The 19,208-nt window shown below is 30.5% G+C and carries 16 protein-coding genes; 5 read left to right on the top strand and 11 right to left on the bottom strand.

Annotated features, from left to right (window positions below; translation table 11 throughout):
- Positions 1-28: 28 nt before the first annotated feature.
- Positions 29-1,219: a phosphoglycerate kinase gene (locus CELLY_RS06745; protein ID WP_013620913.1), complete on the bottom strand. Its 1,191-nt coding sequence runs from the start codon at positions 1,217-1,219 to the stop codon at positions 29-31.
- Between the two features lie 274 nt (positions 1,220-1,493).
- Here CELLY_RS06745 and CELLY_RS06740 point away from each other — a divergent pair, with 274 nt between their 5' ends.
- The 3 genes from CELLY_RS06740 (at position 1,494) to CELLY_RS06730 (ending at position 4,186) form a co-directional block, all read left to right on the top strand.
- A complete protein-coding gene (locus CELLY_RS06740; RefSeq protein ID WP_013620912.1) occupies positions 1,494-2,645 on the top strand; it encodes a DNA polymerase III subunit in 1,152 nt (383 codons plus the stop codon).
- Positions 2,646-2,647: 2 nt separating this feature from the next.
- Complete coding sequence (locus tag CELLY_RS06735; protein WP_013620911.1) at positions 2,648-3,049, top strand: hypothetical protein; 402 nt, start codon at positions 2,648-2,650, stop codon at positions 3,047-3,049.
- A gap of 147 nt (positions 3,050-3,196) precedes the next feature.
- Positions 3,197-4,186, top strand: a complete 990-nt coding sequence (locus CELLY_RS06730; protein WP_013620910.1) for a phosphotransferase — start codon at positions 3,197-3,199, stop codon at positions 4,184-4,186.
- Here the strand turns inward: CELLY_RS06730 and CELLY_RS06725 are convergent.
- Positions 4,176-5,420 (bottom strand): RNA polymerase sigma factor, encoded by a 1,245-nt coding sequence (locus CELLY_RS06725; RefSeq protein ID WP_013620909.1) that lies wholly within the window; start codon positions 5,418-5,420, stop codon positions 4,176-4,178. The two genes, CELLY_RS06730 and CELLY_RS06725, sit on opposite strands and share 11 nt — an antisense overlap.
- Position 5,421: 1 nt before the next feature.
- Positions 5,422-5,772, bottom strand: a complete 351-nt coding sequence (locus tag CELLY_RS06720; RefSeq protein WP_013620908.1) for a YciI family protein — start codon at positions 5,770-5,772, stop codon at positions 5,422-5,424.
- 324 nt (positions 5,773-6,096) lie between these two features.
- Here CELLY_RS06720 and CELLY_RS16660 point away from each other — a divergent pair, with 324 nt between their 5' ends.
- Together CELLY_RS16660 and CELLY_RS16655 are read left to right on the top strand one after the other, a co-directional pair.
- Entirely contained in the window at positions 6,097-7,533 is a 1,437-nt protein-coding gene (locus tag CELLY_RS16660) for a sensor histidine kinase (RefSeq protein WP_013620907.1), read from the top strand.
- 111 nt (positions 7,534-7,644) lie between these two features.
- Positions 7,645-9,018: a sensor histidine kinase gene (locus CELLY_RS16655; RefSeq protein ID WP_013620906.1), complete on the top strand. Its 1,374-nt coding sequence runs from the start codon at positions 7,645-7,647 to the stop codon at positions 9,016-9,018.
- A 33-nt stretch (positions 9,019-9,051) separates the two neighbouring features.
- Here the strand turns inward: CELLY_RS16655 and CELLY_RS16975 are convergent, their stop codons facing one another.
- The 8 genes from CELLY_RS16975 to CELLY_RS06675 form a co-directional block, all read right to left on the bottom strand.
- The gene (locus CELLY_RS16975) at positions 9,052-9,360 is read right to left on the bottom strand and encodes a hypothetical protein (protein WP_148228888.1); all 309 of its coding nucleotides are present in this window, start codon (positions 9,358-9,360) and stop codon (positions 9,052-9,054) included.
- 30 nt (positions 9,361-9,390) lie between these two features.
- Positions 9,391-9,813, bottom strand: coding sequence for a hypothetical protein (locus CELLY_RS06705; protein ID WP_013620905.1), 423 nt, complete (start codon positions 9,811-9,813; stop codon positions 9,391-9,393).
- Between the two features lie 281 nt (positions 9,814-10,094).
- A complete protein-coding gene (locus CELLY_RS06700) occupies positions 10,095-10,601 on the bottom strand; it encodes an OmpH/Skp family outer membrane protein (RefSeq protein ID WP_013620904.1) in 507 nt (168 codons plus the stop codon).
- A 358-nt stretch (positions 10,602-10,959) separates the two neighbouring features.
- Positions 10,960-11,787 (bottom strand): class I SAM-dependent methyltransferase, encoded by an 828-nt coding sequence (locus CELLY_RS06695; protein WP_013620903.1) that lies wholly within the window; start codon positions 11,785-11,787, stop codon positions 10,960-10,962.
- 313 nt (positions 11,788-12,100) lie between these two features.
- A complete protein-coding gene (locus CELLY_RS06690; protein WP_013620902.1) occupies positions 12,101-12,322 on the bottom strand; it encodes a hypothetical protein in 222 nt (73 codons plus the stop codon).
- Between the two features lie 1,060 nt (positions 12,323-13,382).
- Positions 13,383-15,251: a tRNA uridine-5-carboxymethylaminomethyl(34) synthesis enzyme MnmG gene (gene mnmG / locus CELLY_RS06685; RefSeq protein WP_013620901.1), complete on the bottom strand. Its 1,869-nt coding sequence runs from the start codon at positions 15,249-15,251 to the stop codon at positions 13,383-13,385.
- A 4-nt stretch (positions 15,252-15,255) separates the two neighbouring features.
- Complete coding sequence (ybeY, locus tag CELLY_RS06680) at positions 15,256-15,675, bottom strand: rRNA maturation RNase YbeY (protein WP_013620900.1); 420 nt, start codon at positions 15,673-15,675, stop codon at positions 15,256-15,258.
- Positions 15,668-19,042 carry a DUF4175 family protein gene (locus CELLY_RS06675; RefSeq protein ID WP_244847085.1) on the bottom strand — a complete coding sequence of 1,125 codons (3,375 nt, stop codon included), beginning with the start codon at positions 19,040-19,042 and terminating at the stop codon, positions 15,668-15,670. Before CELLY_RS06675 ends, ybeY begins: the two co-directional genes overlap by 8 nt.
- Positions 19,043-19,208 lie beyond the last annotated feature (166 nt).

Here is a 19,208-nt window from a genome sequence, read left to right as displayed (position 1 = left end):
GCAATCAACAATTGTGCCTAACCTTATATTATGCGGTAATTGCAGCAATACCTGGTAAAGATTTACCCTCTAAGCTCTCTAACATAGCACCACCACCAGTAGATACATAGCTTACTTTGTCTTGAAAACCAAATTGCTTAACTGCAGCAACAGAGTCTCCTCCTCCTACTAATGAAAAAGCTCCTTTTTGGGTAGCTTCTGCTATATAATTTCCTATTTCTATAGTTCCTTTGGCATAACTTTCCATTTCAAAAACACCAATAGGGCCGTTCCATAAAATAGTTTTAGATTTTAAAATTACATCTTTAAAAATCTCTAAAGTTTTTGGCCCTGCATCTAAACCTTGCCATCCTTCTTCAATTTTATCTACATCTGTAATTTTTGTGTTTGCTGTATTGCTAAACTCATCTGCAGCAATAACATCTATAGGAATGTGTACCTCAACTCCTTTTTCTTTTGCTTGTTTTAAAATATCTAGAGCAAGTTCCATTTTATCATCTTCGCAGATAGAATCTCCTACTTGTCCGCCTTTTGCTTTAATAAAAGTATACGTCATACCTCCACCAATAATTAAGTGGTCTACTTTATCTAAAATGTTTTCAATAATTGTAATTTTAGAAGATACTTTTGCTCCACCTAAAATTGCTGTAACAGGTTTTTCCCCTGTTTGCATTACCTTGTCTATAGCTTCAATTTCTTTAGCTAATAAAGCGCCAAAACACCTGTTCTCTGGAAAAAACTTAGCAACTACAGTTGTAGATGCGTGTGCTCTGTGGGCAGTACCAAAAGCGTCATTAATATAAACATCTCCCAATTTAGATAACTGCTCTGCAAAGTCATCTCCTCCTTTTTCTTCTTCTGCGTTAAAACGTAAATTCTCTATTAATAACACTTGTCCGTTTTCTAAATTAGCAGCAGCTTTTTCTGCTTCTTCACCAACAGAAGTAGATACAAAATTTACTTGTACACCTAACACATCAGAAACAGTACTGCAAATGTGCTCCAAAGATAAATCTGGTACAACTTGCCCTTTTGGTCTTCCTAAGTGACTCATTAAAACAACACTACCACCATCTTCTAGCACTTTTATAATTGTTGGCTTAGCAGCTTCAATACGGTTGGTATCTGTTACATTAAAATTTTCATCCATAGGAACATTAAAATCTACACGTATTAATGCTCTCTTATTTTCAAAATTAAAATCGTTTATTGTTTTCATAATGTGTGCTTGTTAAATTTAGCTTAGTTAGACTTACAAACTCCAAATGTAAAGATTTAAGTATAGCCTATAAAACCATTAACAGTATTTTTAGCTTTGCCCAGTGTAAAGACTATATCATTATCATAAAAACTAATTTTGGTATATATTTTTATGTATTTTACATTTATTTTCAATGCTATTTTAAAAAGTAAAAAATAAGCAAAGTTATTTGCTAATATTTTTAAGCATTAGCATTATTTTTAATTTGCTTCATTTGCATATCTTTGACGGTATGCAGTTTCAAGATATTTTAGGACTTTCTCACATAAAAAAACACTTATGTTTAAGTGCAGATGCTGGCCGTATACCACACGCACAACTTTTTGTAGGTAATGAGGGTTGCGGTACATTGCCAATGGCTATTGCGTATGCACAGTATTTGTTGTGTAAAAATATAAACGGAGAAAACTCTGGTGGCATTGAGGCTTGTAATTTAAAGTGTGCTAACTTATCTCATCCCGATTTGCATTTTGCTTTTCCGGTAACAAATTCAGACAAAGTAAAAAGTCACGCTGTTAGTAACCATTATATGCAAGATTGGAGACAATTTGTAAACGAACAGCCATATGGTAATTTGTTTGATTGGTATAGACTTATTGGTATTGAAAAAAAACAAGGCCAAATTGGTGTAGATGAAGCACAGGATATTGTTAAAAAACTTACTTTAAAATCTTATGAAGGTGGTTACAAAGTAATGATTATGTGGATGGCTGATAAAATGAACATAGCCGCTGCCAATAAACTGCTAAAACTTATTGAAGAGCCACCTGAAAAAACCATATTTATTTTAATTGCAGAAGACGAAGAGCAAATTATACAAACCATACGTTCTAGGTGTCAAATTTTGCACTTTCCGCCCCTAGCAGAAAATGCAATAACTGAAGCACTAATAAAAAAAGGATTAGACCAGCAAACCGCTTTTAAAATTGCACACGAAGCAAACGGAAATTTTAACAAAGCGCTAGATCTAATGAATAACGACTCTGAAGATTTGGTGTTTGAAAAATGGTTTGTACAATGGGTGCGTACTGCTTTTAGAGCAAAAGGAAACAAAGCTGCAATACAAGATTTAATTTTGTGGAGTAATGAAATTGCCAAAACAGGCAGAGAAACACAAAAGAAATTTTTAACGTACTGTATGGCTATAATGCGCCAAGCTATGTTGGTTAATTACAATACCAATGAGCTCGCTTTTATGGAAATGCATGTAGAAGGATTTAAACTAGAAAAATTTGCTCCTTTTATTCATGAAAACAATATTGTAGATATTATTACAGAGCTAGAGCAAGCAATGTACCATATAGAACGTAATGGTAATGCCAAATTAATTTTAACCGATTTATCAATAAAACTAACTAGATTTTTACACAAAAAAGCAAGCTAAAAATGACTAACGTACACGAAAATATCACTGAAATTTTATTATTAATCTTTCTAATTATTACTTTTTTACAAAGTGGTTTTGACAAGGTTGCCGACTGGAAAGGAAATTTATCATGGCTAACGGGTCATTTTAGTGAAACACCTTTAAAAAATGTAGTTCCGTTGCTATTAGGCATCATTTTAGTTATTGAAGTATTGGCGGGAGCACTTTGCGGTGTTGGTGTTATACAATTTATTTTAGATGGTGAAAGTACTATGGCTATTTACGGTACAATTTTATCATGTATAACACTATTGTTTTTATTGTTTGGCCAACGTGTTGCCAAAGATTATGAAGGTGCTAAAACCATAGTTATTTACTTTATGCCAGCTGTATTTTTATTATATATTTTAGCTAGTAACTAATATACAAAAGCAATTTAAAATTTTAATGCTATTACTTTTAATGGTAATAGCATTTTGTTTTTTATATTATGAAATAACAAAGTACCATTACCTAACTTTAATTTCGGTTACAGTATACATTGTAAACGGAAGATTATTCCTTAGAAGATGACAAGTTTTCCTGTAACTGCCTCTACCCTTTCTGCAACTGCTTTATGCAAGCTGGTTAAAGAAAAATACCAATTAACCGAAGATTTTAAGTGTTTACTATACAGAACAGGTATTAACCACACCTACTTTATAAAAAATAAACATAACACTTATGTACTACGCGTATATTGTTACAATTGGAGAACAAAGCAAGAGATTTTAGAAGAGTTAAAACTTTTAGAGCTGTTAAAGGATAACCAGCATAGTGTTTCTTATGCATTAACAGATAAAAACAAAAATTTTATACAGCAAATACAAGCACCAGAAGGTATACGTTATGCTGTACTTTTTTCTTTTGCTGAAGGAGGAAAAGTTAGGTTTTTAGACCACCAAACAACGTTTGCTATTGGTGCGCTAATGGGAGAAATACACAACACCACTGTAAATAAAACAATAGCGCGTGTTAACTATACCACAGAAACACTAACTACCAAACCCTACAGCTTTACACTTAAATATTTTGATGCCAAATTACCTGAAATGGAATACATTAGGGAAGTAGGTAAAAAGGTTGAAATAGCCTTTAAAAATAAAAAAATACCAGAAGGTATTATTCATTTAGATATTTGGTATGATAATATGGCCATAACAGACAATAGAAAAATTACAATTTTTGATTTTGATTTTTGTGGTAATGGTTACTTGGTACTAGATGTAGCCTATTTTTGCGCACAACTTTTTCATATAGAAACAGATAAAGAAGCCTATAAACTAAAGATAAAAGAGTTTTTAAAGGGATACCAAACAAAGACTAAATTAAGTAAAACAGAGATAGACTTAATACCTATTGCTGCAACAGCAGTATGGTTGTTTTATTTAGGTGTACAATCACAAAGGTTTGACTGGTCTAACATATTTTTAACGGAAAACTATTTAAAAATGTATTTGGAAAGATTAAAAAACTGGATGAATTTTTGTGAAGAAAACCCCAATACTTTTACACTGTAAGTAGTGCGTCTCTTTTTTTAATTAAATAGGTTTTCTCTGCAAAATTTGGCACACTTTCTATAGCTGTGTTTAAGTAACTTATAGCTTTATCAATATTCCCAACACAGTGGTAATATTTTGCTTTGACACCATAAAACAAATAAGAGCGTTGCTCTAGCGCATTTGGCTCTAACTTTTGTAAAATTAAATATGCATTTTGCGGTTCATTTAACTGTATAAACACCACTGCTATTGATAAAGAAACAATAGTATTTTCTTGGTGCTGTTCTAATTGTTTGTAAAGTTCCAAAATTTGTTTCCAGTTGGTAGCTTCAAAAGTAGGTGCTTTTATATGTTCTGTAACAATAGCAGCTTCAATATGATAAGTAGAAAAATCTGGGTATTCATTAGCTTTTTCTAAAGCATTGACACCTAAATTAATTAGTGGCAAATACCATTTACTGCGGTCTTGATTTTTTAAATCTATACTATTAAAATTTTCATCAACCTTGGCTCCTAATCTAGATGAGTTTAAACACAATAATGAAAATAAAGCATAACTAGCACCACACCTAAACTGTTCTTTTCTTAATATTAATTTAGTTAATCTAAGCGCCTCTCCACAAAGTTCTTTACGCACAAGTAATTTGTTGTGGTTAGAGTGAAAACCTTCGTTAAAAATAAGATAAACTACCTCTAACACATTATGCAACCTACTTTGTAATTGCTTTTTAGCAGGCAGCTCAAAGTTCAGTTTTCTTTTAAGTATAGTTTGTTTAGCTCTGGTTAATCTTTTTTTTACAGTTTCAGGTTTTAAAAGTAATGCAGTTGCTATTTCTGATGAGCTAAAACCACCAATAGTTTTTAAAGCAAAAGCTATCTGGTCTTTAGGGTCTAATTTGGGGTGGCAGGCAGTAAAAATCATACGTAGTTCACTATCCTGTATTTCTTCTTTTTCAAATAAATTATTAAATGCAATAGCAGAAGCGCTGTAATTTAGTTTTTCAATTCGGCTTTTATCTGCATCTAATTTTCGTAACAAATCAATAACCCTATTTTTAGCAGCAGTAGTAAACCACGCTTCTGCATTGTCTGGAACTTTTTTACGCCACTGCACCGTTGCTTTTGCAAAAGTATCTTGCACAGCATCTTCAATAAGTTCAATATGTTTTAATCCAAATATTCGAATTAAAATAGAAACCATCTTTCCATACTGGTGTCTAAAAAGATGGTCTATAAGTTGCTGATTTTGCATTTTACATTTCGTCAAAAACTAAAACTTCTCTAACTTCTACAGTATTGCCAAGATCATAATCCGGAAAGTCTTGTGCAATTTTACAAGCATGATCTAAATCTTTGGCTTTTACCATATAATAACCGCCAACAATTTCTTTAAGTTCTGCTGCTGTTAGGTCTGTAACAGTTCTGTTAGGTCCAGATATTTGCCTAACTTCTGGGTGTAATGCTTCTCCGTGTTTAACAACACCTTCTTTTTGCATTTTTTGGTTCCAAGCAAACCATTTCCCCATTCGTTCTTGCATTTGCTCAGGAGAAAGTCCCAGGTCTGTGTACTCTTTACCAATAAAAATAAGCATAAAATCTTTCATTCTTTTTGTTTTAAAATTAACAATTAATTCATTATCAACTCTATAACGAAACAGAAAAAAATTTGGGGACAACTTTTAACTAACTTTTTTAATTTAGAGTATACAGCTATCAATATAAAAATTATTAATAGACAAAAACTTACAAACGCTTATACTTAAAGCTACTTAAATGTAAATAATCTGTCAAAATATAGTTACAAATAGTAAAAAAACAATCGTTGAATTACATAATTTTACCGTTTAACGAAAACACAATAAAAAAGAAAATACAAACAACAACAGAGACGTTAGTATAGGTACAAGTTAAATTCCCCAAACATAAGTATGCAAAAATTGTGGTTCAGGTACCGTAAATGGTATATAAATTATATTGAGTTTGAAATTACAAACACCAATAAAGGTTTAGAATATTTTAGAGATAAATTATTTATTTCTATTCTATTATTGGTAAACTTTTTTGGTGTATTAGCATATATACCTAGTGTAATTGTTGCCTATATAAATTTTGAAATGAAATTGGTATTGATAAATACCTTGGCTGTTTCTGTACTTTTATTTGTGGTATTTAATAGGTCACTTAGTTTAAATCTGAAAAAACATATCTTTTCTGGCAATTTATTAATACTATCTACGCTATTATTTATTAATAACGGACTTAGCGGTAATGGTGCATTAATATTATTAATGACTACATCTGCAGTAACATTGTACAGTGGTAAAAAAGCCGGCTTTTTTGCATTTGGTTATGCAGTTTTAATGTATGCTTGTGTATTAATTTTTACCAAATTGGGGTATTACAACTTTGTACACACAACGGGTTATAATTTTACAGAATATGTTATAATTAGCTTAAACAACCTATTATTTAATTTAATATTGGTTTTTTCTATTTCATTTTTAATTACCCAATTACACAAAGCCTTACTTAATGAAAACAAGTTACAGAAAGAACTAATTGTTAAACACAACAATGCTGTTGCTGCAAGAAATAAAGCAGAACAATCTGAACAATTAAAATCTGCTTTTTTAGCTAATATTAGTCACGAAATTGGCACACCTATGTACAGTATTTTAGGAACTACAGATTTATTAAAAGATTACAATACTGAAGATAACGGTTATCAAAAATCTTTACAATTAATTGAAGAAAACGGCAACAAACTATTAGATATTATTGCAGATATTGTAAATATCTCTAAGGTAGAATCTGGCTTAATGCCAATAACTCCTACTGCATTTAATGTTAAAACTTGTGTAGAAGAAATATACACTAAATTAAAAACTGAAGTTGTCGAAAAAGATATAGATTTTACGTTAACCAATTTAATTAGCACAAACGAATCTTTAATTTATACCGATAAAGAAAAAGTAGAAGCCGTATTAAACCACTTGGTTAAAAATGCTATAAAATATACCGAAAAAGGAAGCATAAATATAAAATGCCATTTACCGGAAGAAGGTATTGTTGCTTTTGAAGTAAAAGATACCGGAATTGGTATACCTAAAGACAAATTTAGATCTATTTTTAAGGCGTTTTACCAAGTAGATACAGATCAAAAAAACGCTTTGCACGGTTCTGGTGTTGGACTAGCCATATCCAAAGCATATACAGAAATGCTTGGCGGCAAGTTAAGTTTAAAAAACAACCAAGACTCTGGCTCTACATTTGGATTCACAATTTGCACACATTGGCAGTGTCCAGAAAAAAAGAAAAACTTAAAGCCTGCACATAACCAAAAAATAAAAAAAGTTCTTTTATAGCTAAAATTTACTGTTTAACGAATAACACCATTGACCACAGCAGAATACTAATAAAATTCTTACTTTTAATAAGTTACACTTATAAAATAAATAGTATAAACTGCCTAAAAAATGGTGCATAAATGGTGGAAATCTTACACAAATTGGTTTGTAAAATACAGTAATTTTAAAGCAGTAAACAATAAAAAAGGCTTAGAATATTTTAGAGATAAGCTATTTATATCCATACTGTTACTTACTTTTTTTATAGGTGGTATTGCTTATTTTCCTAGTGGATATGTTGCAATAACCAGGGGTGAACTTTTTGTTCTGTACATAGATACCCTTGCAATTTTAGCTTTAGTTGCCATTGTTTTTATCAATAAAATTGGTTTTAACACTAAAAAAACAATTTTCTCATACACCTTATTTATTCTCTCTTTTGGACTTTTACTTCATTTAGGTTTTAAAGGAAACGGTAGCATACTTTTATACACAACAACATCACTAATAACACTATATAAAGGAAGAAAAGAAGGCTTAAACTGGGTAATAGTAACAGTTGTGCTGTATTTAATACTATTAGCTGGTTATTATTTTAACTTATTTTATTTTCCTTTTTATGATGATTACGATTTTGATGTACTTGCAGTTGTAACAGTAAACAATGTACTGTTTAATTTTATACTAGTATTTTCTATTTCGTTTTTAATTAAGCAGTTACATAATGCATTAGTAAAAGAAAGTAAATTACAAAAGGAGCTTGTAATAAAGCACAATAAGGCCGTGCTTGCAAGACAAAAAGCAGAAAGCTCAGATAAATTAAAATCGGCTTTTTTAGCCAATATTAGCCACGAAATTGGTACTCCAATGTATGGTATTTTAGGTAGCGCAGACTTTTTAAAAGAGTTGCACAAAAACAACAAAGAATCTCAAGAATATTTACAGTTAATAGAAGAAAACGGAAATAAGCTTTTAGGTATTATTGAAGACATTGTAAACATATCTAAAGTAGAGAGTGGTTTAATGACCTTAAACAACTCTACATTTAACATTAACTCTGTTATAAATAACACTTTTAATAGCGTAACGACTATGGCAAAAGAAAAAGGCATACAAATTATTAATAACAACTTAATTAGCAGTAATGAGGCATTGGTGCATACAGATAAAGAAAAGCTAACCACAGTGCTTAAACACCTAATAAACAATGCCATTAAGTATACAGAGCAAGGGACTATAACTTTAAAATGTTATTATAAAAACTTTAATACTATAGAGTTCTCTATAAAAGATACTGGCATAGGTGTGCCAAAAGATAAAATTGCAGCAATTTTTAAAGCTTTTTACCAGGTAGATACAGACCAAAAAAATGCCTTACACGGTGCAGGTATTGGTTTAGCAATTGCCAAGGCGTATACAGAAATGCTAGGTGGAAAAATGAGTTTAGAAAATAACCAAGAAAACGGAGCCACATTTAAGTTTACTATAAATGCACAAGTATAAAATTTAAGATGCTTATTGTAATAAAAATACCAATTAGTATTTAACAAAATAATACCCAAACATAAGTACTAAAATAGGCAATACTCCAAAAACAAACACACAGCTAAGTGCTGTCCAGAACTGGTAATTACGCTTCTCCTTTTTTATAGCACTTATCACAAGAAAAATAATAGCAAGCAGTAACATTAAAGTTGATAAAATACCTAAATACAAAAGTCGGTCTAAACTATAGGTGTTAAATACACTGCTGTAACTTATTTCATTATAAAAGGTAATTATATTTATGATAATCACCCAGACAGAGAAATGAAATGCCCATTTTTTAAAACTAATTCTCTTCATACAGCATTAAATTTATCTAAAATAAAATGATCAACTAACAGCAAAAGGGTTTTTTTCTGCAGGTAAGTCTAAGTTTGCCAATACGTTATCTAAATTTTTAAGCGATTCCTCCTCTACTTGTTTTATATGTACAACCAACTCTTTATCAGCTGTTTTTAAAATATATTGCTCTTTAGTTTTTCTAATGTAGGTAATATCTTTTAATGCAATTTTCTTACCAAAAACTGTTGCTTCCTTTAGTATTCCGTTTTCTAAAACCATACAATAATTGGTAGATTTTAATATACTTTTTAGAAACCAATTAATAGCAATAACCAGTAAAATAAAGCCAATCCACTTTATAGATTCACTTTTAATAGTAAGATATACCGACTTGTATAATGCATAAACAACAAACAAGAATGAGAATAGAATATTGGTACGTACCTTTTTTTTAGTGTATCTGATTTTCATAAAGTCAGCTTTAAATTTATTATTAAAAATTAGAAGAGAAGATTACCTCTCAAATATATAACTTATCGCACTAAAAAATTACGGAAATACGTAATACGCCAAAAATACTTGGTATTTACAGTGTTCTAATACCTCTATTTTTGATTTTAAAGTCATTTAAGAGCGTTTTATTCTTTTTATATACAATTTATTTAATGCAGGTGTACTACTAATTATAAAAGCCTTAAAACAAAAAAGCCTCAGCATTATGCTGAGGCTTTTTGTATATGTAAACAACAAGATTACTTCTTGTAGTTATCGTTTAAGATTTTAGTAATCTCATCTGTAAGGTCATCTGCTTCTGTACCGTATAAAACGCTACCACCGTCTCCACCACCAAAGATGTATGAGAAACCGTTTGTTTTACCGTAAGCTTTAATTTCTTTTTTAACTTTAGAAACTAAACTATCCATTTCTGTTTGACTGCTAACTTGTAGTTGTTTTTCTTCTTGCTGCAATTGCTGACCAATAAATTGGCTTTTTTGCTGTAGCATACCGTACTCTTCTTGAGCTTTAGCCTGAGCCATTTTTTGTGCCTTAGCCTGAAAAGCTTGTGCTTCCATTTGAAAAGCTTGTTGTACGCTATCTCTCTTTTTACCAAAAGCTTCTATCTTAGTTTTAAACTTAGCTTCTAAGTCTACTTTCTCTTGGTAGTCGTTCATAAGTTTTACGTTATCTACGTAACCCATTTTACTTTGTTGGCATCCTACTAAACCGATGAATGCAAGTGCAAAAATTATTTTTTTCATTTCTAGGTTTTTAATGTAAACTCCCGAACCGACGGAAAGTTATTTAAGTTGAGCAAAAATAGAAAAGTTTTTGAATCTTAAAGAAAAACAATCTTTAGTTTTAAAATTGGTTAAAATTAAATTTCTGACTTTTTTTAAAAAATAAAAGAAAACACGAGTATTAGCATAAACTATTAAGGGAAATAATTAATATAATTAAAAACTATTATAGTTATAACTTATGCTGTATAATCAAATAAATAAATCAAATCTATTAAAAAATGGTTTTTATTGTTATTTCTAATGCATAAAAACAAAAAAAAGGACTTAGTACTTGTGACAGGTGCTAAACCCTTCTTAAAACGCATTAAAATGCGTTTTAGCTCTTTTTAAGGATATAAATTACAGAAGAATGTTCATTGGTTCTCATTGCAGATAAATTAGAACGCAAACCTCTGTAAAAAGCGGTAAACATATTTTGTTTTCCTGTTTTGTATTTTTCAGATAATAATGAAACATAAAAAGCATCAAACAACATTGGCTTGGTTTTTATAAGTTTCATATTGTGCTTTGCAAAAATCTTTTTTATAGCTGTTTTAGAAAAATGCCATAAATGTCTTGGCACATCAAATGCTGCCCAATACTCTTTGTAATATTTTGCATCGTAACTTTTAAAATTTGGAACCGCAATTATTAACGTACCATTTTCTGTTAATTTAGATTTTAGCATTTTTATTTGCTCATCTAAATTTGGCAAATGTTCTAAAACGTGCCAAAGTGTAATTACGCTGTATTTTTTTTCTGGTAGTGTTTCTAAACTACTAAATAAATCTAAACCTTTTTCTGTAGCTTTTTTTCTGGCCGCTTCATTTGGTTCCACTCCAGCACAAGTCCATTTATTATTTTGCGCAGTAATTAAAAAATCTCCTGTACCTGCACCCACATCCAAAACAGATTTTTCTCCTTTGGTGTAATATGTAATTAACTGAATCTTTTTTTGCAAACTGTAATTTTTTACAGCTTGGTACATTTTATCTACAACAGTTTCTTTTGCGTCTGTATGAGAAATGTAATCTTCACTCTCATAATAAACATCTAAATTTTCTGGTTGTGGTTCTGTAACCAACATATCCAATTCCTCATCATAGTTTAATGTAAAATTTTCTTGTGTTACAGAATGGTCTTTAGTTTTTAAATAAAAGTTCATTGTAATTGTGCGTAGCTAAATATTCTTTCTTTAAAGCACGAAGATAGTTTAAAACTAAAGGACGTGAAAGTGAATTTTTATCCAAGCAATCTTTTCCGTCATCGTCTGTAACGCTTATGGCAATATAATAATTACCTTCTACACGTAACTGAGGCTCTTCATTAAAAAAATCAGAAGGATTGTCACTAGAACCAATAGCTCTATTTGCAACAACTCCTAAAGTAGGAGAAAGTATATCTATACTCTTGTCTTTTTTTTCTACTTCATAAAAAGAAAAATAATAAGGAACATCGTTTATGAAAAAAGGAACGCTTTAAAAAACATCAATATTATATAATTGATATTTTACATCTACATAATTATAAAATTCACTTTCGTCTTTTGGATCTTCAAAAATAAAAACGTGATGCTTGGTTAATCCTCTCTTAAAAGTTTTGCCTTTAGTAATTTTATAATCTTGAATATTGGGAGCAACCCGCAACGGAATACAAGATTGAACAAAAACTAAAATAACCACAAGAAATACATTTTTCATTTTTTTTATTTTTTGAATTGAATGCCTTTTATCAAAAACAAAAATTGAACCAAGAGTTAGAAGTTAGAAGTTAGAAGTTAGAAGAAAATATTTTTTTGAAAATACAAATCCAAAATAACTTAAAAAACAAAGAAGGAATAAAACTAAATTTTGAACACTACACTATTCTAATTTCTTTAAAAAAATAGTTTCACCTATTTACTTTTTTGGGTTGATAAAAAAAACTAAAGCAAGAAAAAATTAGTCAACTGAAAAATTTAAATCTAAAAAAATTTACAAGCCAAAATGAAACAAGTAAATTTTAAAAAAGAAAAAAACATTAAAGAAATTGAAAATTGAAAACCATAAAAGAGAATGAAAATTAAAAAATAGATTCATTTTAAAAACTACAAAAAAAGAAAACAGAAAAAACAAAAAACTAACAAAAGGGTGAAGTTTTAAAATCTAAAAAAACTAAAAATAAAAGTGAAAATTGAATTCTAAAAAAGAGAAAAAATTGATGCAAAAAAATGAAGAAGACGACACAAAAATAATACGTGAAATTTGAACAAAAATTCAATTAAAAAAATAAAATAAATATGAAGAGAAAATAAAAAATCTGAATACAAAAAATAAAAGTTGCTGATAAAAAAATAGAAACAAAAATCTGAAATCAATTCTAAAAAGGAAGGTATAAAAATCAATATCAGAAAAAATAAAAAAGATGAAATTTGAAGTAAGGATTCTAAAACAATTTAGGTTCGAAAAAATTGAAATTGAAAATTGAAAAACTAAAAATTCAGAACACTTAAATTTTACAATTGATCTAAAAAAGAATAAAATATTTTCTAATTAACCCACAGCAAAAAAGTAAAATTAGATACTGAAAAAATCTAAAATAAGAGCATTAAAAAAACTTAAAGAGAATTAAAATTAACTCAAAACAAACACACAATAAACAACACTAACCTACCGTTATAAAAACCATAGAAAAGACAAACAAAAACATCTTTGTTAAAACAAAAAAACCCAATTGTTCCACGTGGAACAATTGGGTAAATCGTCTATATAATAAATTAAATTAGCGACCCATAAATACAAGTAGTACACTTATATCACTTGGCGAAACCCCACTAATTCTAGAGGCTTGCGAGATAGTCACTGGTCTAATTGCCTCTAATTTTTCACGAGCTTCGTAAGACAAACTCTTTAATTGTCGATAGTCAAAACCTTCAGGAATTTTAATATTTTCTAAACGCTGAAGCTTATCTGCATTGTTCTTTTCCTTGGCAATATAACCTGCATATTTAACCTGAATTTCGGTCTGCTCCATTACCTCTCTATCTATATTTTCAGCTTCAATAAATTCTGAAACAGACTTTAATTTACGCATATGATCCATAGTGACATTTGGCCTAGAAAAGCTCTTAAACATTTTGTGAGATTGTTTAACTGGAGTAGAATTTACAGACTCTAAAATAGGATTTATGTCCTCTGGAACAACACTTGTTTCTCTGAAAAAGTTCACAAAAGCATCAGATTTTTGAAGCTTTTCTTCCATCCTTTTTAGTCTAGAATCTGATGCTAAACCAATTTTATGACCCAATGGAGTAAGCCTAATATCGGCATTATCTTGTCTTAATAATGTTCTATATTCTGCTCTAGAAGTAAACATTCTGTATGGTTCTTCTGTTCCTTTTGTAATTAAATCATCTATTAAAACACCTATATAAGCCTCATCTCTATTTAGTATTAATGGCTCATTTTCTTTCACTTTTTGGTGTGCATTTATACCAGCCATTAGCCCCTGACTTGCGGCTTCTTCATACCCTGTTGTACCATTAATTTGACCAGCAAAATACAGGTTATTTACAAGCTTAGTTTCTAGTGTATGCTTTAATTGTGTAGGCGGAAAATAATCGTATTCTATAGCATAACCAGGTCTAAAAAACTTCACATTTTCAAACCCAACAACAGAGCGTAAAGCTTTAAATTGTACGTCCTCGGGTAGCGAAGTTGAGAAGCCATTTACATACACTTCTACCGTATCCCAACCCTCAGGTTCTACAAATAATTGGTGCTTATCTTTGTCTGCAAATCTATTAATTTTATCCTCAATAGAAGGGCAATAACGTGGCCCTAAACTCTTAATTCTACCGTTAAACATAGGCGATCTATCAAACCCTTCGCGCAATAAATCGTGTACTAAAGTACTAGTATGAGTCATAAAACAATCGCGTTGATGCGCTAAAGATTTAGTGTCTGTATAGCTAAATTTCTCTGGAATAACATCTCCTGGTTGCACTATCATTTTAGAATAATCTAATGATCTACCGTCCACTCTAGGTGGTGTTCCGGTCTTCATTCTACCACTTTCAAACCCTAAATCTACTAGTTGTTCTGTGATGCCTGTTGCTGATTTTTCACCTGCTCTACCACCTCCTAATTGACGTTCACCTATGTGAATTAAACCATTTAAAAAGGTACCATTTGTTAGTACAACAGACTTAGATCTGATCTCAATACCTAAGGAAGTTGTTACTCCGCATACCTTATCTCCTTCTATAATTAGGCCAGAAACCATCTCCTGATAGAAGTCACAATTGGGTGTTCTTTCTAATGCCAAACGCCATTCTTCAGCAAAACGCATACGGTCGTTTTGCGTTCTAGGACTCCACATTGCCGGTCCTTTTGACTTGTTTAACATCTTAAATTGTATAGCAGATTTATCAGAAATAATACCACTATAACCACCTAAAGCGTCAATTTCACGTACAATTTGTCCCTTTGCAATTCCTCCCATTGCAGGATTGCAAGACATTTGCCCTATGGTTTGAAGGTTCATTGTAACCAACAAAGTTTTAGAACCTAAATTTGCGGCGGCAGCGGCTGCTTCCGCGCCTGCGTGGCCACCTCCTACTACAATAACATCGTATTCTTTATCAAACATAATCTTAATGTTCCACGTGGAACAATTTAATTTTTTCTTCTTCTTTACTCCTCATTAATGCCGCTTCTTCAGTAGATTTATCCTTGTATCCGGCAAGATGTAGTAAGCCGTGAGCCATAACTCTAAGCATTTCTACATCAAAATCTACCTTAAAATCTACTGCATTTTCTTTAACTCGTTCTACAGAAATGTAGATGTCAGAGCTAATAACCTTCCCATCTGTATAATCAAACGTAATAATATCTGTATACGTATCGTGATTTAAATACTGCTGATTGATGTTTAACAAGTATGAATCATCACAGAAAATGTAATTGATATCACCTGTTAAATGCTCTTCAGAAGCTATAATCCTATTAATCCAATCGATATACTTGGTATTATCAATTAAACTAAAATCTGTTTCATAATGAAAATCAATCATTTGTTTTAAAATAACGTTGCACTTTATTTTGAAAAATTTGCTGCAAAGGTAGTGCTTGTCTATTTAAAATTTCTATTTCGTTACGATAATTCTGTAAAGCCTCTGGCTTAGTCGTAATAGGATTGGTAAACTTATTTTTTGCTTTATTAGCTTCTCTTGCACTCTTTTCACCTTGTTTTAAAGTTGCATTTTCTAACTTCAAGAGTTGATGTTGAATATTATTTGCTTTGGTTTGAGTTCTATTTGTTATACCATTTTCAAGTAAATCGTTCTCAAAATCTTCCATTTGTTGCAACAGTTTCTTGGCTAAATTTTTATCTTCTTTTGCAATCATATCATTTAATTGCTGTTCTAAAGCCTGTCTAATTTGCTGTTGTTCTTTGTAAATTTCATAAATTTCTTTTAGTTCTTCCTCAGATAACCCTTGTCCTGCAGCACCATTTTCACCATTTTGGTTTCCGTTTTTGCCTTTAGAATTCTTATTTTCTCCATTGCCACTAGCTCCTTTTTTGCCATTTTCACCTTTCTTTCCGCCCTCGCCTTCGCTACCTTTTTCTCCAGTTTTACCTTTTTTACCATCAGATCCCGGCTTGCTCCCACCAGGTTTATGACCTTCACCAGGCTTTTTATCTTCAGAAGATTTTGAATTTCCCTGTTTACCTAACTTATCCTTTAAGCTATTTTGAGCTTTAATAATATCTGGTAATTGAAAACCTTGCCCCTTTCCTTGTCCTTTGCCAGCACCAGATTTCATACTCTGGTTCATATTATCTAGCAAATTAGCAAGAAAATCTGCCAAACTATTAGATGAGTTAAGAACATATTTTTGATTAGCGGTGGCTAAATAAGTCCTATTTTCTGCTAATTGTTCTAATGATTTATCAATATTATAAAACACTTCAGTAATGTCTTTATTTACCTTTTCTGAAATTTCTGCCTGACGCAAAGAGAGTGCAAACAGACTATCATCTACATGCTCAAACAATGTACGTAATTCTTTTTGGCGCTTAATTGTTGTAGAAAACTTAGCAACATCATCATCTTTTGAGCTAATATCATTATACAATTGCTCCTGTTTAAAAGAGAAAATAACAAGATTTTCTAGAATTTGACGAAGCATTTCAGCATCTTCAGTAATAGATGATCCACTAGAACCAGATGAAGATTGCTGCATTTGAGAACTCATTTGTCTCATTTTATCAGCTGCAGATTTTTGTTTTTTTGCAGCTTTATTACTGGCTTTACTTTCAGATTTAGAAGAATTATCACTCCCCTGTTCCTTATTTAGCTCTTCTAAAGCATCATTTTGATCCTGTTTAACGGCGTCTTCTTTTGCTTTATTAGCCTTAATATCTAATGGTTTTTGTAATTTTTGATTGTCCTTTTCAAGCTCATCAAGTTCTTTAGTTAAATCTTCAAAGGCTTTGTTTAATTTTTCCTGCTCCTCTTTTTCAAAATTTTGGTCCTGTTTAAGCTCTGATAGTACCTCTTGTTTCTCTGCAAGTTTCTCTAAATCTTGTGCCAATTGGGCCAATTTTTCTGTAACATAATATTTTTTTGTTAGCTCTAAAAGCTGTTCTAGGTTACGCTCACTATTTTTTTGGCTCTTACCAAGTTCTTCTAAACGCTTAGTTAACTGATCTTTATTTATTTTATCTGCTACTTTATTTAGTTCTTCAAGTAATTTTTGGTTCTTTTTTGCTTGTTGTTCGTGACGTTCTAAACGTTCTTGAAGTAATTTATTCTGTTTATCGTCTGTATTACTCTTTTGTAAATTCTCTTTTAATTGCTTGCTAAACTTCTCCATCATTTGCTCTTGCTGTTGTTGCTTTTGCAAATAATCTTTAACCTCAGACTGTTCGGTATAATTTAAAGAAGTTTTTTCCTTTTGTTTGTTATTTAATTCCTTTAAAACATCCTTTTGTTCTTTAAACTTATCTAAAGAATTATCTAAATTATTTAAAAGTTGTTGCTGTTGCTGTAGACTATTATTTTTAAGTGCGTTATCATCTAATAAGACTGTACTAAACACTTGACTTTTAGTGGTTTTACCATTATGTATAGCATCATTATCTGTGGCAATAAAGTAAAAATTATAGTCAACATTAGGTTCTAAATTTAAACCAGATGGAAATGTATAATAAAATTGTGCTACATTACTATTAGGTGATGAAATATTGATTATTTGCTTATTTTCTATAGAATTACTTGGATAACAAACTAGTTTTATACTAATCAGTTTATAATCATCAGATGCAGTACCAGAATAATATAACACATTAGGGTTTAAGCTATCTTTAACTTGGTTGACTTGCAATGCAGGGCTAGCATCTTTTACAACAGTAAACTTATATTCTAATTTTTCAAAATTTGAAACATTTTTGTTAGATGTGCTAATACTATAGTGGGTACTTTGGTATATATTTTTAGTGGTTGTAAAAATGTTTTCTTTTTTATTAAAGCCAATTTTTGAATCTTTCACCTTTAAAGAAATACTATCTATATGATTGCCTTTTATAGTCCACTGAACTTTGGTTCCTTCAGGAAAAGTAGCATTACCAGTACTTTGAAGAGTTTCTGGTTGCCTGTTAGTATATGAGGGATACATTAATTTCATATTAAAATTCTCTAGAAAAGGGATCTCTAAAACAGTAAGGCTATATTGTTTAGATGTAATACCATTAGCTAAAAAATAAAAAGAAGTGCTCTTATCTGGAGATACAAAAGTATGCTCATAAAAACCATTGTTTTCTTGTAAAAAAAACTCATTACCGTTAGCAATAATAGATATATTTTCTGGCTTAATATCACCTTCAGTTGTAACCTTAAGTGTAATATCTTCACCTTTTAAAACACGTAAATTATTGTTAATCAGTTTAAAAGAAAAAGGAGCAGGTTTTTCAAAAGCCATTTTATAGTTAACAACCCTATCATAGGATCCAAAAAAAGAACTTAAATTTCCAGATAACCAAACCAATATTATTACTACTAGTGGTACTAGCAAATATTTAGCGTATTTAAAATTTTCAGAAAAATTTATTGCTTTAACGAAAGGAACAGCATCTAACTTTTTAGAGCGTTGTTCTATACTGGCCAATAAAAGCTCAGATGTTTGTTGGTTATCTGCTAAATCTAACAAATTATACAACTTATCACCTACCTCAGGAAAATGTTTACCAATTAAAATTGCTGCATCCTTATTAGAAATTCCTTTTTTAAGCTGAAATAAGTAAAAAAGAGGTGTTAAAATATAAGCATATAAAAGGTAAAAAGTAATTGCTAAAAGTGTTAAAAGCAACAACAATCTACCTGTAGAATTAAACCATAATAGGTACTCAAGCCCTAATATTACTAATAAAGTCAGCAATCCAAAACTAATAAAAAGGAGTAATCCTTTAAGTAACTTTTGGGTATAAAACCTTCTAGTAAAGGCCCTTAATTTATGTAAAATATGGTCTAAACTATTCAAAATCTGTGATATTTAATACCAAGATACCCACAGTTTAAGAAAAACATAGAAAAAAATTGTTAAA

It is taken from the genome of Cellulophaga lytica DSM 7489 (assembly GCF_000190595.1).
Taxonomy (GTDB): domain Bacteria; phylum Bacteroidota; class Bacteroidia; order Flavobacteriales; family Flavobacteriaceae; genus Cellulophaga; species Cellulophaga lytica.
Note: the sequence above shows the minus strand (reverse complement) of the source record. Positions and strands in the feature narration are given on the sequence as shown.

Excerpts from the sequence above, each read along its gene's own strand:
- CELLY_RS06745 (WP_013620913.1), bottom strand. The coding sequence starts at position 1,219 with ATGAAAACAATAAACGATTTTAATTTTGAAAATAAGAGAGCATTAATA.
- CELLY_RS06740 (WP_013620912.1), top strand. The coding sequence starts at position 1,494 with ATGCAGTTTCAAGATATTTTAGGACTTTCTCACATAAAAAAACACTTA.
- CELLY_RS06735 (WP_013620911.1), top strand. The coding sequence starts at position 2,648 with ATGACTAACGTACACGAAAATATCACTGAAATTTTATTATTAATCTTT.
- CELLY_RS06730 (WP_013620910.1), top strand. The coding sequence starts at position 3,197 with ATGACAAGTTTTCCTGTAACTGCCTCTACCCTTTCTGCAACTGCTTTA.
- CELLY_RS06725 (WP_013620909.1), bottom strand. The coding sequence starts at position 5,420 with ATGCAAAATCAGCAACTTATAGACCATCTTTTTAGACACCAGTATGGA.
- CELLY_RS06720 (WP_013620908.1), bottom strand. The coding sequence starts at position 5,772 with ATGAAAGATTTTATGCTTATTTTTATTGGTAAAGAGTACACAGACCTG.
- CELLY_RS16660 (WP_013620907.1), top strand. The coding sequence starts at position 6,097 with ATGCAAAAATTGTGGTTCAGGTACCGTAAATGGTATATAAATTATATT.
- CELLY_RS16655 (WP_013620906.1), top strand. The coding sequence starts at position 7,645 with ATGGTGCATAAATGGTGGAAATCTTACACAAATTGGTTTGTAAAATAC.
- CELLY_RS16975 (WP_148228888.1), bottom strand. The coding sequence starts at position 9,360 with ATGAAGAGAATTAGTTTTAAAAAATGGGCATTTCATTTCTCTGTCTGG.
- CELLY_RS06705 (WP_013620905.1), bottom strand. The coding sequence starts at position 9,813 with ATGAAAATCAGATACACTAAAAAAAAGGTACGTACCAATATTCTATTC.
- CELLY_RS06700 (WP_013620904.1), bottom strand. The coding sequence starts at position 10,601 with ATGAAAAAAATAATTTTTGCACTTGCATTCATCGGTTTAGTAGGATGC.
- CELLY_RS06695 (WP_013620903.1), bottom strand. The coding sequence starts at position 11,787 with ATGAACTTTTATTTAAAAACTAAAGACCATTCTGTAACACAAGAAAAT.
- CELLY_RS06690 (WP_013620902.1), bottom strand. The coding sequence starts at position 12,322 with ATGAAAAATGTATTTCTTGTGGTTATTTTAGTTTTTGTTCAATCTTGT.
- mnmG (WP_013620901.1), bottom strand. The coding sequence starts at position 15,251 with ATGTTTGATAAAGAATACGATGTTATTGTAGTAGGAGGTGGCCACGCA.
- ybeY (WP_013620900.1), bottom strand. The coding sequence starts at position 15,675 with ATGATTGATTTTCATTATGAAACAGATTTTAGTTTAATTGATAATACC.